Genomic DNA, 15,049 nt, shown 5'->3' with positions numbered 1-15,049 from the left:
TTGGCGCGCTCAGCCCTCGATCACCGCCACGATGTCGTCTTCCTTCAGGAAGACCAGCTCTTCGCCGTCGATCTTGATTTCCTGGCCGGCGTACTTGCCGAACAGCACCACGTCGCCTTCCTTCAGGCTCATCGGGCGGACGTTGCCGTCTTCCAGGATGCGGCCGGTACCGGCGGCGATCACCTTGCCGCGGGTGGGCTTCTCGGTGGCGCTGTCGGGGATGACGATGCCGCCGGCGGAGACGCGCTCCTCTTCCAGGCGCTTGACGATGACGCGGTCGTGCAACGGACGCAGTTTGCTCATGGGTGGCTCCCAAGCTAGGTGACGTAAAGAATGTGAGTGACCGACAGGCCGGTCCGCGGGACCGCTGTTAGCACTCGCCATAAGTGAGTGCCAATTCTAGCGATGCAAGCCCCAACCGCAAGTGGCGGCGAATCCGGTTCCACGTGGGCCGGCCCTTGGGACAGCCAATGGGGCGGGCGTGGCCGGGTTTCAAGGGCCGTTGCGCGCTCTGCTACCGTGGGCCACCGCAATACCGCGATTGCCGTCATGTCCGACCCCACCATCCTGCTGTGCCTGTGCACCTGCCCCGACGCCGCCAGCGCGCAGCGGCTGGCCGAGACACTGGTGGGCGAGCGGCTGGCCGCCTGCGTCAACCGCCTGCCTGGCGTGCACTCCACCTATCGCTGGCAGGGCGAGATGCATACCGACGGCGAGGAGCTGCTGCTGATCAAGACCTCCGCCACCCGCTTCGAGGCGATGCAGGCCCGCCTGCTGGAGCTGCATCCCAGCGAACTGCCCGAACTGATCGCGCTGCCGGTGGAGCGCGGCCACGCCGCGTATCTGGACTGGGTGCGGGCGAACGTCGCGCGGTGAACCCCGACGGCATCCTGTCGTCATAATGGCCATCTCTCCCCCGCGGCATTGCATGGCCGGAGTCGTGATGTCGAAGATCTTCCAACGAACCGTGCTGACGGGCCTGCTGCTTGGCCTGCTGGCGACGCTGGCGCCTGCCGCGTGCGCGCAGACGCGGGACGGCAACATCCTGCCGGTGACCGAGGCGTACAAGCTCGGCGCGGACGCGGGCACGCCCGGCACGCTCAAGCTGCACTGGACGATCGCGCCGGACTATTACCTGTACCGCGGCCGCATGAAGTTCACCGCCGGCCCCGGCGTGACGCTGGGCGCGGCGCAGCTGCCGCCCGGCGAGAAGCACGACGACCCGTATCTCGGCCCGGTGGAGACCTACCACCACGGGGTCGACGCCAGCCTCCCGTACACCGTGGCCCCGGGCACCACGCGCCTGCAGCTGAGCGTGCAGTACCAGGGTTGCCACGAGGTGGAACCGAAGATCTGCTACCCGCCGCATACCGAGCACCTCGACCTGCCGCTGCCGGCCGCCGCAACCGCCGCGCCCTCGCCCGCCGCCGGCAACGCACTGGGCAACGCGCTGCAACAGCTTGGCGGCACGCAATCCGCGCCGCTGCCGCCGGAGCAGGCGTTCCGGTTCACCGCGGTGGCGCCGGACCCGCAGCACCTGCTGCTGCGCTGGACGATGCCGAAGGACTACTACGTCTACCGCAACCACATCGCGTTGCGCCTCAAGGATGCCGATGGCCTGAAACTCGCCGCGCCCGCGTGGCCGGCCGGCGGCGTGGTGCATCAGGACGCACAGCTCGGCACGGTGACGGTGTATTTCGACAACCTCGAACTGCCGGTGGCGATCGAGGGCGCTACCGCGGGTCGCCGCCAGCTGACGCTGGAAGCGAGCTTCCTCGGTTGCCAGGACGGCGGCGTGTGCTACCCGCTGATCACCCGCGACGTGACCGTGGATCTGCAGAGCGGGGCCGTGGCGAACGGAGTGACCGTGCCCGGCACACCTGTGGCCACCGGCGCCGCGGATGTCGCCACGACCTCGCCCGCCGGCCCGACACCGGGCGGCCCGATCCAGACCAGCCTGTTCGCCGCGCTGCTGCTGGCGCTGGGCGGCGGCCTGGTGCTCAACCTGATGCCCTGCGTGCTGCCGGTGCTGTCGATCAAGGCGGTGGGTCTGCTGGAAAGCGGCGAGAACCCCGCACGCCGTCGCCGCCACGCGCTGGCCTATACCGCCGGCGTGCTGGCGAGTTTCGTGGCGCTGGGCCTCGCCATCCTCGCGCTGCGCTCGGCCGGCCATGCGCTGGGCTGGGGCACGCAGCTGCAGCAGCCGCTGCTGGTGGCCGCGCTGGCCTGCGTGATCTTTGCGCTCGGCCTGTCGATGTCCGGCGTGGTGCAGTTCGGCGCTTCGCTGGGCAATGCGGGCGCCGCACTGGCGAGCCGTGGCGGCGCGGCCGGCGACTTCTTCACCGGCGTGCTCGCCGTGGTGGTGGCCAGCCCCTGCACTGCACCGTTCATGGGCGGCGCGCTGGCCTACGCGTTCGCCGCGCCGGCGCTCGACGCGCTGCTGGTGTTCCTCGTGCTGGGCGTGGGACTGGCCCTGCCCTTCCTCGCCATCGCCTACATCCCCGTATTGGCGCGCTGGCTGCCGAAACCCGGCCGCTGGATGGAAACGCTGAAGCAGGTGCTGGCTTTCCCGATGTACCTCACCGCGGCGTGGCTGGCCTGGGTGCTGGCCAACCAGCGTGGCGCCGATGCGGTGGGCCTGCTGCTGGTGGCGATGGTGCTGCTGGCGCTGGCGCTGTGGTGGTTCGAGCGCAGCCGCGGGCACGGCGCGCTGCGCCACGCGCTGACCGCGCTGCTGGCGCTGGCCGTGCTGGCGCCGCTGTACCTGCTGGCGCAGCTGCCGGCCACCGCGGATGCCGCAACGGCACAGCAAGGCACCGTGCCGTACAGCCCGGCGAAACTCGCCGAACTGCGCGCCGCCAACACGCCGGTATTCGTGGACATGACGGCCGACTGGTGCATCACCTGCAAGGCCAACGAGCACGCCGTGCTGGACGGGGCGACGTTCCGCGCCGCGCTCGAGCGCACGGGTGCGGTCTACATGAAGGGCGACTGGACCAACGAGGATCCGGCGATCACCGCGTTTTTGCAGCAGTACCATTCGCCGGGCGTACCGTTGTACGTGGTGTTTCCCCGGGGCGGTGGCGAAGGCCGGCAGCTGCCTACGGTGCTCACCACTGGGCTGGTGGAACAGGCGCTGGAGCAGGCGGCAAGGTGAGCAAGCCACGCACCCTCCACCCTGGCTCCCCTTGCCGGCAGGGAAGGGGTAAAAGCGGTGGCTGCGGCAAATGCTGAGTCGCGACAACCTCGTCATTCTGGGGGTGGCGGTATTGGCGGCTGCGCTGGGCGGCTGGCTGCAGCACGAGAGCCGATCGGCGCATGTGCCGGCAGGGGTGACGATGGCCCAGGTCGGGGAGACGGCCCCCGTGCTGGAATTGCCGGACCTGCAGGGGCGCGTGCACCGGCTGGCCGACTATCGCGGCCGGCGCGTGCTGCTGAATTTCTGGGCCAGCTGGTGCGGACCATGCCTGGACGAACTGCCGGCGCTGGACAAGATGCAGGCCAAGTTCGGCGAAAAGGGCCCTGTCGTGCTGGGAATCGCGATGGACGAACCCGCACGCGTTCGCCCCTTTCTCGACCATCATCCGCTGCGTTTCCCGATCCTGCTGGGTCGGATGGAGCCGCCAAGCACCTCGCTGTCATGGGGAGACAGCGGCGAAGTATTGCCTTACAGCGTGCTGATCGATGCCGATGGGCGCGTGATCGCCACCCATCGAGGCCCACTCGACACCACCACGCTCGATCAGTGGCTCAGGTGAAAAGGGCGGCCGTGGAAGGCCGCCCGTTTGATCTTCGCGATCAGGGACGACCGCAGGAGCCCTGCCCGCGCATACGTCAGCGCACGGAGAGTGACGCACTTCTCCATCGAACATCGCCGAACTGCGCCGAACTGGACAACATCCGCAACTGCGCGCACACTGCGCCCGTTCCGGGTCGTCCGGACGTCATCGAAGGCCTGGCGTGGCGAAGATCCTGGTCCTGCACGGGCCCAACCTCAACCTGCTGGGCGCACGCGAACCGGCGGTCTACGGCCACGACACGCTGGCCGACATCAACGGCCGGCTGGCCGCGCAGGCGCAGGCGGCCGGGCATGAATTGACCTGGTTCCAGTCCAATGCCGAGCACGAGCTGATCGGCCGCGTGCAGCAGGCGCGCGACGAGCAGGTGGCGATGATCCTGTGCAACGCCGGGGCGTTCACCCACACCAGCGTCGCGCTGCGCGACGCGTTCGCGGCGGTGGCGATCCCGCTGATCGAGGTGCACCTGTCCAACGTGCACGCCCGCGAGCCGTTCCGGCATCACTCCTACCTGTCCGGCATCGCCGTGGGCGTGATCTGCGGTTTCGGCGCGGACAGCTACCGCCTGGCGCTGGACGCCGCCATCGCACGGCTGGCGCCGGCGCCACGCTGAGCCGCCCCCACTTTCCTTTCCCGGCCGCCCGCGGGCGGTCCATGACATGAAGGCCATCCCATGGATCTGCGCAAGATCAAGAAGCTGATCGACCTGCTCGAGGAGTCCAACCTCGCCGAACTGGAAATCAAGGAAGGCGAGGAAGTGGTGCGCCTGTCGCGCGTGCCCAAGGGTGGCGTGGCCGCGGCTGCGCCGGCGCCGGTCGCCGCGGCACCCGCCCCGGTGGCCGCCGTCGCCGCACCGGTTGCCGCCGCGGCTGAAGCGGCACCCGCCGCCGACGCCCTGCCGCCCGGCCATGTGGTGAAGGCGCCAATGGTCGGCACCTTCTACGCCTCCTCCTCACCGGGCGCGCCGCCCTTCGTCAAGGTGGGCCAGCAGGTGAAGGCCGGCGAGACGCTGGGCGTCATCGAGGCGATGAAGATGTTCAACCAGATCGAGGCCGACGTGGCCGGCACCATCCAGGCGATCCTGGTCGAGAACAGCCAGCCGGTCGAATTCGACCAGCCGATGTTCGTGATCGGCTGAGGCCACGCGGATGCTAGAAAAAGTCCTCATCGCCAACCGCGGCGAAATCGCGCTGCGCGTGCTGCGCGCGTGCCACAGCCTCGGCATCAAGACGGTGGCGGTGCATTCCACCGCCGACCGCAACCTCAAGCACGTCGGCCTCGCCGACGAGGCGATCTGCATCGGCCCGGCGCCGTCGGCGGAAAGCTACCTCAACATCCCGCGCATCATCGCCGCGGCGGAGATTTCCGACGCCCAGGCGATCCACCCGGGGTACGGTTTCCTGTCCGAGCGCGCCGACTTCGCCGAGCAGGTGGAGCAGTCGGGCTTCGTCTTCATCGGCCCCACCGCGGACGTGATCCGCCTGATGGGCGACAAGGTGGAGGCGATCCGCGCGATGAAGGCGGCAGGCGTGCCCTGCGTGCCCGGCTCCGGCGGCCCGCTGGGCGACGACATCGAGGAAAACGTGCGCATCGCGCGCGAGATCGGCTACCCGGTCATCATCAAGGCCGCCGGCGGCGGCGGCGGCCGCGGCATGCGCGTGGTGCGCACCGAGGCGCACCTGGGCAACTCCATCGTGATGACCAAGCAGGAGGCCAAGGCGGCCTTCGGCAACGATCAGGTGTACATGGAGAAATTCCTGGAAAACCCGCGCCACGTGGAGATCCAGGTGCTGGCCGACGGCCAGGGCAACGCCATCCACCTGGGCGAGCGCGACTGCTCGATGCAGCGCCGCCACCAGAAGGTGGTCGAGGAAGCGCCCGCGCCCGGCATCACGCCGGAGCAGCGCGCCGAGATCGGCAAGGTCTGCGTGGACGCCTGCATCCGCATCGGCTACCGCGGCGCCGGCACCTTCGAGTTCCTGTTCGAGAACGGCCGCTTCTACTTCATCGAGATGAACACGCGCATCCAGGTCGAGCACCCGGTGACCGAATTCATCACCGGCGTGGACCTGGTGCGCGAGCAGTTGCTGATCGCCGGCGGCGAGAAGCTGTCGATCCGGCAGGAAGACATCCAGATCCACGGCCACGCCATCGAGTGCCGCATCAACGCCGAGGACCCGGACACGTTCCTGCCCTGCCCCGGCACGGTGAAGCGCTTCGAGGCGCCCGGCGGCCCCGGCGTGCGCGTGGACACGCATCTCTACGACGGCTACCGCATCCCGCCGAACTACGACTCGATGATCGGCAAGCTGATCGTCTACGGCCCCGACCGCGCCACCGCGATCGCGCGCATGCGCCTCGCGCTGGCCGAAACGGTGATCGAAGGCGTGAAGTGCAATATCCCGCTGCAGCAGCGGATCATGGCCGACGTGGGCTTCCAGCACGGCGGGCAGAACATCCACTACCTCGAAAAGCGGATGGCGGAGCAGAAGGAACACCCGGCCGCAGGCCATTGAGCAACGCGCCGTTCGCGCTTGCCTCCCCTCCCCCGTTTACAAGATTTGTTCACGGAGGAGAGGATTGAGGCGATGGGCGGTGCCAGCGACAAGCATCATCGAAGCTGCCCAAACGCACCTCGCCGCAAGAGCGGCCCCTCACCCCAGCCCTCTCCCCAAAGGGGAGAGGGGGATACCGGCATATGCCCTTCCTCGAACTCTCCCTGACCGCCCGCCTCGAACAGCAGCCTCGCGTGGAAGAGGCGATGGAGGACCTGGGTGCGCTGTCGATCACGCTGCGCGATGCCGACGCCGAGACGCCGGACGAACAGGCGATCTTCGAGCCCGGCGTGGGCGAGCTGCCGCTGTGGCCCACGATCACGCTGAACGCGCTGTTCGACGAACACGCCGACCGCCGCGGCCTCGCCGCCGCGCTGGGCGAACTGCTGCCCTGGCTGGAGCCCGACCAGCTGGACTTCCGCGTGGTGGAGGACCAGGACTGGGAGCGCGTGTGGATGGACCAGTACCAGCCGATGGCGTTCGGCCAGCGGCTGTGGATCTACCCGTGGAACATCGAGCCGCCCGCGGACGACGACCCGGTGGTGGTGCGGCTTGACCCCGGCCTCGCCTTCGGCAGCGGCACCCACCCCACCACCGCGCTGTGCCTGGAATGGCTGGACGGCCTCGAACTCGCCGGCCGGTCGGTGATCGACTACGGCTGCGGCTCGGGCATCCTCGCCATTGCCGCACTCAAGCTCGGCGCCGCGAACGCGGTGTGCGTGGACAACGATCCGCAGGCGCTGCTCGCCTCGCAGGACAACGCGGAACGCAACGGCGTGGCCGACCGCCTCGCGCTGTACCTGCCCGAGGACCGCGAGAACAGTCCCGCCGACATCTTCGTGGCGAACATCCTCGCCGGCCCGCTGGGCGAACTGGCACCCGTGTTCGCCGCCGCCGCGAAGCCCGGCGCGCCGTTCGCGATCTCCGGCATCCTCGACGGCCAGCAGGACGAACTGCTGGCACGCTACGCGGAGTGGTTCGACGCGCTGCGCGCGGATACGCGCGACGGCTGGGTGCGCATCAGCGGCCGGCGGCGCGACTGAGCGGCCGGCATCCGCCTGCTAAGCTTGCGGCTGGTCTTACGCCGCGGCCCGCATGTACACGCAATGCCCCGAATGCCTGTCCGTGTTCTCGCTCGGCGCGCAAGCGCTGGTGCAGGCGCACGGCTACGTGATGTGCGGGCATTGCGGCGCGGGCTTCGACAGCCTCGCCACGCTCAGCGAGCAACTGCCGCCGGAGCCGTTCCAGGAACTGCCGGTGAACGAGCAGGCGCTGGTGCCGCCGCGCATCGAGCTGGTGGTGTATCGCCCGCGGCCGCCGGCACCCGGGCCCGCCGTGGTGGCGGAGCCGGCGGCGACACCTGTGGCGGCAGGCGAGGATTTCTCGCAACTGGTGTTTACGCCGCGTTTCGCCAAAGGCGCGCGCCCACGCAAGCCGCCACGCACCGAGCGCGCACGCCGTCCGCGTCGTGATGCCGCCATGCCGCGGCGCTGGCCATGGGTGCTGGCCTGCACGACGCTCGCGCTCGCACTCGCGCTGCAGCTGGCGTGGGTCGGCCGCGACCAGCTGATCCGCGCGCAGCCGCTCGGCGGCTGGCTGCGTGACGCTTGCGCCGCGCTCGGTTGTCGCCTGCCGCTGGTCGCCGCTCCAGAGCAACTGCACCTGCTCGCCAGCAATGTCGAGAGCCACCCCAACGCCGCGCACGCGTTGATGATCAGCCTCAGCCTGCGCAACGAGGCCGCGTTCGCGCAGCCCTGGCCGGTAGTGGTGGTCACCCTGTCGGATGCACGGGGCCGCCGCCTGGTGATGCGCCGCCTGCTTCCCACGGACTACCTGGACGACCCCGGCATCCTGCACCGCGGCCTCGCGCCGGGCGCCACCACGGCGCTGCTGCTGGAAGTCCAGGACCCCGGCGACCAGGCGGTCGCCTACGAGTTCGGCTTCGAGTAGGCGCGCGCCGCCGCATGTGACGGAAACGCAAGCGCATGATCGTGCGTGTCCGGCAAACGCAGCACTTAAAATTCGCGGCCCGCGCGGGTAGACTCCACCCTCCCGCGCATCGTCATCGGCATGCGCGGAGGACCGTCGAGGCGGTCGCGGAAGACAATCACAAGCAGCGGCCCAAGCAGCCGCGCAAGACACACAGAGGGAAATGTCAGTGAATGCCGTGAGATTGCCAGCCACCGAAGCCGTCCGTCCGGTCGCTTCGCAGAGTGCGCTGGGCGAATGCGTCAGCCGGACCGTGCGCCGTTACCTCGCCGACCTCGGCGACGCCGACTGCGGCGAAGGCCTGCATGCGCTGGTGATCCGCGAGGTGGAAGGCCCGCTGCTGCGCGAGGTGCTGGCGTTCCACGACGGCAACCAGAGCCGCGCCGCCGTGGCACTGGGCATCAACCGCGCCACGCTGCGCAAGAAGCTGGCCGCACACGGCCTGCTGTAATCCCGCGTCTTCGCCGTTTGGCCGTCCAAACGGCAGCCATGTCCCAGACTCGGCTATAATCGGCAGCTTTCCCGCCTGGAAGCCGCCATGTCCGCCCCCGCCGTCGTCCCCATCCGCCGCGCCCTGCTCAGCGTTTCCGACAAGACCGGCCTGATCGAGCTGGGTCGCCGCCTCGCCGCCAGGGGCGTGGAACTGCTTTCCACCGGCGGCAGCGCGAAGGCGCTGCGCGAGGCCGGCATCGCGGTGCAGGACGTCAGCGAGCTCACCGGCTTTCCCGAGATCATGGACGGCCGCGTCAAGACGCTGCACCCCGGCGTGCACGGCGGCCTGCTCGGCCGGCGCGGCACCGACGACGCGGTGATGGCCGAACTCGGCATCCAGCCGATCGACCTGCTGGTGCTGAACCTCTATCCGTTCGAGGCCACCGTCGCCAGACCGGACTGCACGCTGGAACAAGCGATCGAGAACATCGACATCGGCGGCCCCGCGATGCTGCGCTCGGCGGCGAAGAACTGGAACGACGTGGGCGTGCTCACCTCGCCCGACCAGTACGACGGCGCGCTGGCCGAGATCGAGCAGCATGGCGGGCTTTCCCGCGCGACGCGCTTCGGGCTGGCGGTCGCGGCGTTCAACAACGTGTCGAGCTACGACGGCGCGATCAGCGATTACCTCAGCGGCCTGAGGCTAGACGAGGCGCACGCGGCGATCGCCGGCCACGAGACCTTCCCGGGCCAGGCCAACGGCCGCTTCGTGAAGCTGATGGACCTGCGCTACGGCGAGAACCCGCACCAGGACGCCGCGTTCTACCGCGACCTGTACCCGGCGCCCGGCACGCTGGCCACGTTCAGGCAACTGCAGGGCAAGGAACTCTCGTTCAACAACATCGCCGACGCCGACGCCGCGTGGGAATGCGTGCGCAGCTTCGTCAAGCCGGCCTGCGTGATCGTGAAGCACGCCAACCCCTGCGGCGTGGCGGTGAGCCTGGACGGCATCGGCAAGGCCTACGACCTCGCGTACCAGACCGACCCCACCTCGGCCTTCGGCGGCATCATCGCGTTCAACCGCGAAGTGGACGGCGCCACCGCGCAGGCCATCGTGGCGCGCCAGTTCGTCGAGGTGGTGCTGGCGCCCGCGTACAGCGGCGACGCGCTGAAGGCGTTCGCGAAGAAGGGCAACGTGCGCGTGCTGGAGATCCCGGTGCCGCCCGACACCGACCTGGTCGCCGCGCACCCCGGCAACAACGTCAAGCGCGTGGGCTCGGGGCTGCTGATCCAGACCGCCGACACCGGCATGGTCAAGGCGGATGAGCTCAAGGTCGTGACGAAAGTGGCACCCACGCCGCAACAGATCGACGACCTGATCTTCGCGTGGAAGGTGGCGAAGTTCGTGAAGTCCAACGCCATCGTCTACGCCAAGGACCGCCAGACCATCGGCATCGGCGCCGGCCAGATGAGCCGCGTGTACAGCGCGAAGATCGCCGGCATCAAGGCCGCCGACGAGAAGCTGGAAGTGCGCGGCTCGGTGATGGCCAGCGACGCGTTCTTCCCGTTCCGCGACGGCATCGACGCGGCGGCGGCGGCCGGCATCAGCGCGGTGATCCAGCCCGGCGGCTCGATGCGCGACGCCGAGGTGATCGCCGCCGCCGACGAACACGGCATGGCGATGGTGTTCACCGGGATGCGCCACTTCCGGCATTGATCCCTGGCACCTCCCTCTCCCCTTTGGGGAGAGGGTTGGGGGTGAGGGGCCGAGCTTGCCTCAAGTTCAATCCGCCGGCGCCACATCCCCTTCGTCGGCCGCCGTCACCGTACTTCGCCGCGCATAGCGCCGCGCCAGCACCGCGCAGACCATCAGCTGCATCTGGTGGAACAACATGATCGGCAGCACGATCATGCCCAGTGGATGGCCGGCGAACAGCACCTTGGCCATCGGCACGCCGCTGGCCAGGCTCTTCTTCGAGCCGCAGAACACGATGGTGATCTCGTCTTCCCGGCCGAAGCCCAGCGCCCGTGCGCCGCAGCGCGTCGCCAGCAGCGCCAGCGCCAGCAGCACCGCGTTCACCACCAGCAGGCCGCCCAGCACGGCCAGCGGCACCTGCCGCCACAACCCCTGCAGCACCGAGGCGCTGAACGCGGTGTACACCACCAGCAGGATCGAACCCTGGTCGGCCACGCCGACCAGCGGGCGGCGCCGCTGCACCCAGCCGCCGATCCAGTGCTGCGCCACCTGCCCCGCCGCGAACGGCACCAGCAGCTGCAGCACGATCTCGCCCACCGCATGCCACGACATGCCGCCCCCGCCATGCGACTCCAGCAGCACGCCCACCAGCAGCGGCGTGACGAAGATGCCGAGCAGGCTGGAAGCCGAGGCCGCGCATACCGCGGCGGAGACATTGCCGCGCGCGATCGAGGTGAACGCGATCGACGACTGCACCGTGGACGGCAAGGCGCACAGGAACAGCACGCCCAGGTACAGCCCCGGCGTCACCAGCGGCGCCAGCAATGGCCGCAGCGACCAGCCCAGCAGCGGGAACAGCGCGAAGGTGCTGGCCAGCACCACGAGATGCAGCCGCCAGTGGGTGATGCCCGCCAGCACCGCCGCGCGCGACAGCTTGGCGCCGTGCAGGAAGAACAGCAGCGCGATCGCCGCGTCGGTGAGCCAGCCGAACACCGGGGCCCACGCGCCGCGGCAGGGCAGCACGCTGGCCAGCAGCACGGTCAGCAGCAGCGCGCAGGTGAAGCGGTCCGGCAGGAAACGGCGAAGCATGCGTGGCACCGGCAAGGGGGACGCGTATTGCAACGGCGCCGCCGCGGCAAATCAATCCCGCAAGCTCAGCGGCCGTTGTCGCCCTGCGCCGCGTTGTCGGATGCGGCAGCCGGCTTGCTGCCGCCCCACTCCAGGATCTTGTACATCACCGGGCGCACCGGCGGCGCGCCCTCGGTGGCGCGCATCGTGCCGCTGCTGTCCACCATGTAGGTGTAGGACAGGCCGTTCTTCTGGGTGACCACCACCATGTAGACGCGGCCGTTGCGGCGGTATTCCTGGTACACCGCGTCGCCTTCGGTATGCACGGTGACATCGTCCGCCGGCGAATCGTGCTGGACCGTCTGCGGCGCGCCCTTGTCGCCCGGCATCGCGGGCAACGGGATCGGCTTGCCCGGCAACGGCGTCGCGGTGACCTCGGCGGGCGTGCTGCCGCTGGTGCTCGCGGACGCGGGCTGGGCGGGCGGCGTCACCGCCTTCGTGCCCGGATCGTTCATGCCCGGCGGCGGCGGCACCGGCGCGAACTTCGGCGGCTGCGGGCTGGTGGATTGCGCGCAAACCGGCAGCGCGACGAAGGCGGTGAGGGCAAGCAGGCAGGCGGCAGGTTTCATGACGGCAACCTCGTTGGGGGGCCGAAGCATAACAGCGTGCCTGCCGCCCGCCCGTGAACCTCGCCGTCGCGTTCCGCATGCCAGAATGGGACATGCCCAAGCTCATCCTGATCGACGGTTCCTCCTACCTGTACCGCGCCTTCCATGCGCTGCCGCCGCTTTCCAACGCGCACGGCGAGCCCACCGGCGCGCTGTTCGGCGTGGTCAACATGCTGCGCGCCACGCTGAAGGCGAGGCCCGACTACGTCGCCTTCGTCAGCGATGCTTCCGGCCCCACCTTCCGCGACGCGATGTACGAACACTACAAGGCCAACCGGCCGCCGATGCCGGCCGACCTGCGCGCGCAGATCGAACCGATGCTGGCCATCGTGGGGGCGCTGGGCTTCCCGATCCTGCGCGTGCCGGGCGTGGAGGCCGACGACGTGATCGGCACGCTTGCCGTGCAGGCGCAGGCGCAGGGCATCGAAGTGGAGATCTCCACGGGCGACAAGGACATGGCCCAGCTGGTCGGCCCCGGGGTCACCCTGGTCAACACCATGACCAACACCACGATGGACCGTGCCGGCGTCGAGGAAAAGTTCGGCGTGCCGCCCGAGCGCATCGTCGACTACCTCACTCTCGTGGGCGACAGCGTGGACAACGTGCCCGGCGTGCCCAAGTGCGGCCCCAAGACCGCCGCGAAATGGCTGGCCGAATACGGTTCGCTGGACGGCGTGGTCGCGAACGCGGACAAGGTTGGCGGCAAGATCGGCGAGAGCCTGCGCGAAGCGCTGCCGCAACTGCCGCTGTCGCGCGCGCTGGTGACGATCAAGACCGACGTGGCGCTGGACGAGGGTCCCACCGACCTCGCCTTGCGCGAGCCTGCTACCGATACGCTGCGCGAGTTGTATGCGCGCTACGAGTTCAAGGCGGCGCTGAAGGATCTCGACAACACCGCAGCGACACCCCTGCCCCCCTCTCCCGCCGGGAGAGGGGCCGGGGACGAGGGTACAGGCGAAGCGCAAGGCCCGACCGAACCCTTAGCCCTTTCCCAGGCGGAGAGCGGCTTCGGGCCCGCGGCGCCGGGCGAGTACGAACTCGTCACCACGCAGCCGCAGCTCGACACCTGGCTGGACAAGCTGCGCGACGCGCCGCTGATCGCCTTCGACACCGAAACCACGGCGCTGGATCCGATGCTGGCCGACATCGTGGGCCTGTCGCTGTCGGTGGAACCGGGCAAGGCCTGCTACATCCCGCTGGCGCACGATTACCCCGGCGCGCCCACGCAGCTGCCGCGCGACGTGGTGCTCGCCGCGCTGAAGCCGGTGTTCGAGGACGCCGGCCGCCGCAAGCTGGGCCAGCACGCCAAGTACGACATCAACATCCTGTCGCACTACGGCATCGCCGTGCAGGGCGTGCGCCACGACACCATGCTGGAATCCTACGTGTGGAACGCCACCGCCACGCGCCATGACATGGATTCGCTGGCGAAGAAATACCTCGGCTACGACACCGTGAAATACGAGGAAGTGGCCGGCAAGGGCGCGAGACAGATTCCGTTCTCGCAGGTGGACCTGGACACCGCCTGCCGCTACGCCGCCGAGGATGCCGACGTCACCCTGCGCCTGCACCATGCGCTGTGGCCGCAGCTGGAAAGCGTGCCCAGCCTGCGCTCGGTCTACGAAAACATCGAGATCCCGCTGATCCCCGTGCTCGCCGGCATGGAGCAGCGCGGCGTGCTGATCGACGTGGCCGAGCTGCGCAAGCAGAGCCAGCAACTGGGCAAGCGCATGCTGGAACTGCAGCAGCAGGCGTACCAGGAGGCCGGCCGCGAGTTCAACCTCGACTCGCCCAAGCAGCTGCAGGCGATCCTGTTCGACGAACTGGGCCTGCCCGCGAAACTCAAGACGCCCACCGGCCAACCCTCGACCAACGAGGAGGCACTGGAGGCGATTGCCGATGCGCATGCGTTGCCGCGGCTGATCCTCGACTACCGCGGCCTGGCCAAGCTGCGCTCCACCTATACCGACAAGCTGGCCGGCACGGTGAACCCGCGCACCGGCCGCGTGCACACCAGCTACCACCAGGGCGCGGTGGCCACCGGGCGCATTTCGTCCACCGATCCCAACCTGCAGAACATCCCGGTGCGCACCGAGGAAGGCCGCCGCATCCGCCAGGCCTTCGTCGCGCCGCCCGGCTGGAAGGTGATGGCGGCGGACTACTCGCAGATCGAGCTGCGCATCATGGCCCACCTCTCCGGCGACGAGGGCCTGCTGAAGGCCTTCCACGAAGGCGGCGACGTGCACCGCGCCACCGCCGCCGAGGTGTTCGGCCTGAAACCGGAGGCGGTGACGGCCAACCAGCGCCGTGCCGCCAAGGCGATCAACTTCGGCCTGATGTACGGCATGAGCGCGTTCGGCCTCGCCCGCCAGCTCGGCATCGACCGCGGCGAAGCCGGCGACTACATGGCGCGCTACTTCGCCCGCTACCCCGGCGTGCACGCCTTCATGGAAGCCACCCGCGCGCAGGCGCACCGCGACGGCTACGTGGAGACCATCTTCGGCCGCCGCCTGTACCTGGAGAACCTGCAATCCCGCAACCAGGCCCACCGCGCCGGCGCCGAGCGCGCCGCGGTGAACGCGCCGATGCAGGGGAGCGCCGCCGACATCATCAAGCACGCGATGATCGCGGTGGCCGAATGGCTGAAGGACCGTGACGACGCCCACATGCTGATGCAGGTGCACGACGAACTGGTGTTCGAGGTGCGCGCCGACGCGGTGGACAGCGTGCGCGAGGCGGTACGCGAACGCATGCAGGGCGCCGCGACACTGGCCGTGCCGCTGATCGTCGACGTGGGCGTGGGCGCGAACTGGGACGAGGCGCATTAGCCGCCTGTTTGTTGGG

At 69.4% G+C, this 15,049-nt stretch carries 14 protein-coding genes; 11 read left to right on the top strand and 3 right to left on the bottom strand.

What is annotated here, in order from left to right; all coding sequences use genetic code 11:
- Positions 1-9: 9 nt before the first annotated feature.
- On the bottom strand, positions 10-303 hold the full coding sequence (gene groES / locus ABQJ56_RS14980; protein ID WP_049623107.1) for a co-chaperone GroES: 294 nt from the start codon (positions 301-303) through the stop codon (positions 10-12).
- Between the two features lie 246 nt (positions 304-549).
- Here groES and cutA point away from each other — a divergent pair, with 246 nt between their 5' ends.
- From cutA to purH, 10 genes are all read left to right on the top strand, one after another.
- Complete coding sequence (cutA, locus tag ABQJ56_RS14975) at positions 550-876, top strand: divalent-cation tolerance protein CutA (protein WP_367845825.1); 327 nt, start codon at positions 550-552, stop codon at positions 874-876.
- A gap of 67 nt (positions 877-943) precedes the next feature.
- Positions 944-3,157 carry a protein-disulfide reductase DsbD family protein gene (locus ABQJ56_RS14970; RefSeq protein ID WP_367845824.1) on the top strand — a complete coding sequence of 738 codons (2,214 nt, stop codon included), beginning with the start codon at positions 944-946 and terminating at the stop codon, positions 3,155-3,157.
- Positions 3,158-3,227: 70 nt separating this feature from the next.
- A complete protein-coding gene (locus ABQJ56_RS14965; protein WP_367845823.1) occupies positions 3,228-3,758 on the top strand; it encodes a TlpA family protein disulfide reductase in 531 nt (176 codons plus the stop codon).
- A gap of 202 nt (positions 3,759-3,960) precedes the next feature.
- Complete coding sequence (gene aroQ, locus ABQJ56_RS14960; RefSeq protein WP_367845822.1) at positions 3,961-4,410, top strand: type II 3-dehydroquinate dehydratase; 450 nt, start codon at positions 3,961-3,963, stop codon at positions 4,408-4,410.
- 60 nt (positions 4,411-4,470) lie between these two features.
- Entirely contained in the window at positions 4,471-4,935 is a 465-nt protein-coding gene (accB, locus tag ABQJ56_RS14955) for an acetyl-CoA carboxylase biotin carboxyl carrier protein (RefSeq protein WP_367845821.1), read from the top strand.
- A 10-nt stretch (positions 4,936-4,945) separates the two neighbouring features.
- Positions 4,946-6,313: an acetyl-CoA carboxylase biotin carboxylase subunit gene (gene accC / locus ABQJ56_RS14950; RefSeq protein ID WP_367845820.1), complete on the top strand. Its 1,368-nt coding sequence runs from the start codon at positions 4,946-4,948 to the stop codon at positions 6,311-6,313.
- A gap of 182 nt (positions 6,314-6,495) precedes the next feature.
- Positions 6,496-7,395, top strand: a complete 900-nt coding sequence (prmA, locus tag ABQJ56_RS14945) for a 50S ribosomal protein L11 methyltransferase (protein ID WP_367845819.1) — start codon at positions 6,496-6,498, stop codon at positions 7,393-7,395.
- A gap of 52 nt (positions 7,396-7,447) precedes the next feature.
- Positions 7,448-8,302, top strand: a complete 855-nt coding sequence (locus ABQJ56_RS14940) for a zinc-ribbon and DUF3426 domain-containing protein (RefSeq protein WP_367845818.1) — start codon at positions 7,448-7,450, stop codon at positions 8,300-8,302.
- Between the two features lie 202 nt (positions 8,303-8,504).
- The gene (locus ABQJ56_RS14935; RefSeq protein WP_367845817.1) at positions 8,505-8,792 is read left to right on the top strand and encodes a helix-turn-helix domain-containing protein; all 288 of its coding nucleotides are present in this window, start codon (positions 8,505-8,507) and stop codon (positions 8,790-8,792) included.
- A gap of 87 nt (positions 8,793-8,879) precedes the next feature.
- The gene (gene purH / locus ABQJ56_RS14930) at positions 8,880-10,490 is read left to right on the top strand and encodes a bifunctional phosphoribosylaminoimidazolecarboxamide formyltransferase/IMP cyclohydrolase (protein ID WP_367845816.1); all 1,611 of its coding nucleotides are present in this window, start codon (positions 8,880-8,882) and stop codon (positions 10,488-10,490) included.
- Positions 10,491-10,556: 66 nt separating this feature from the next.
- Here the strand turns inward: purH and ABQJ56_RS14925 are convergent, their stop codons facing one another.
- Together ABQJ56_RS14925 and ABQJ56_RS14920 are read right to left on the bottom strand one after the other, a co-directional pair.
- Positions 10,557-11,558 (bottom strand): bile acid:sodium symporter family protein, encoded by a 1,002-nt coding sequence (locus ABQJ56_RS14925; RefSeq protein WP_367845815.1) that lies wholly within the window; start codon positions 11,556-11,558, stop codon positions 10,557-10,559.
- Between the two features lie 65 nt (positions 11,559-11,623).
- A complete protein-coding gene (locus ABQJ56_RS14920; RefSeq protein ID WP_367845814.1) occupies positions 11,624-12,166 on the bottom strand; it encodes a DUF2782 domain-containing protein in 543 nt (180 codons plus the stop codon).
- Positions 12,167-12,258: 92 nt separating this feature from the next.
- Here ABQJ56_RS14920 and polA point away from each other — a divergent pair, with 92 nt between their 5' ends.
- Entirely contained in the window at positions 12,259-15,033 is a 2,775-nt protein-coding gene (gene polA / locus ABQJ56_RS14915) for a DNA polymerase I (protein WP_367845813.1), read from the top strand.
- Positions 15,034-15,049 lie beyond the last annotated feature (16 nt).

The organism is Rhodanobacter geophilus (genome assembly GCF_040812275.1).
GTDB lineage: Bacteria > Pseudomonadota > Gammaproteobacteria > Xanthomonadales > Rhodanobacteraceae > Rhodanobacter_A > Rhodanobacter_A geophilus.
Note: the sequence above shows the minus strand (reverse complement) of the source record. Positions and strands in the feature narration are given on the sequence as shown.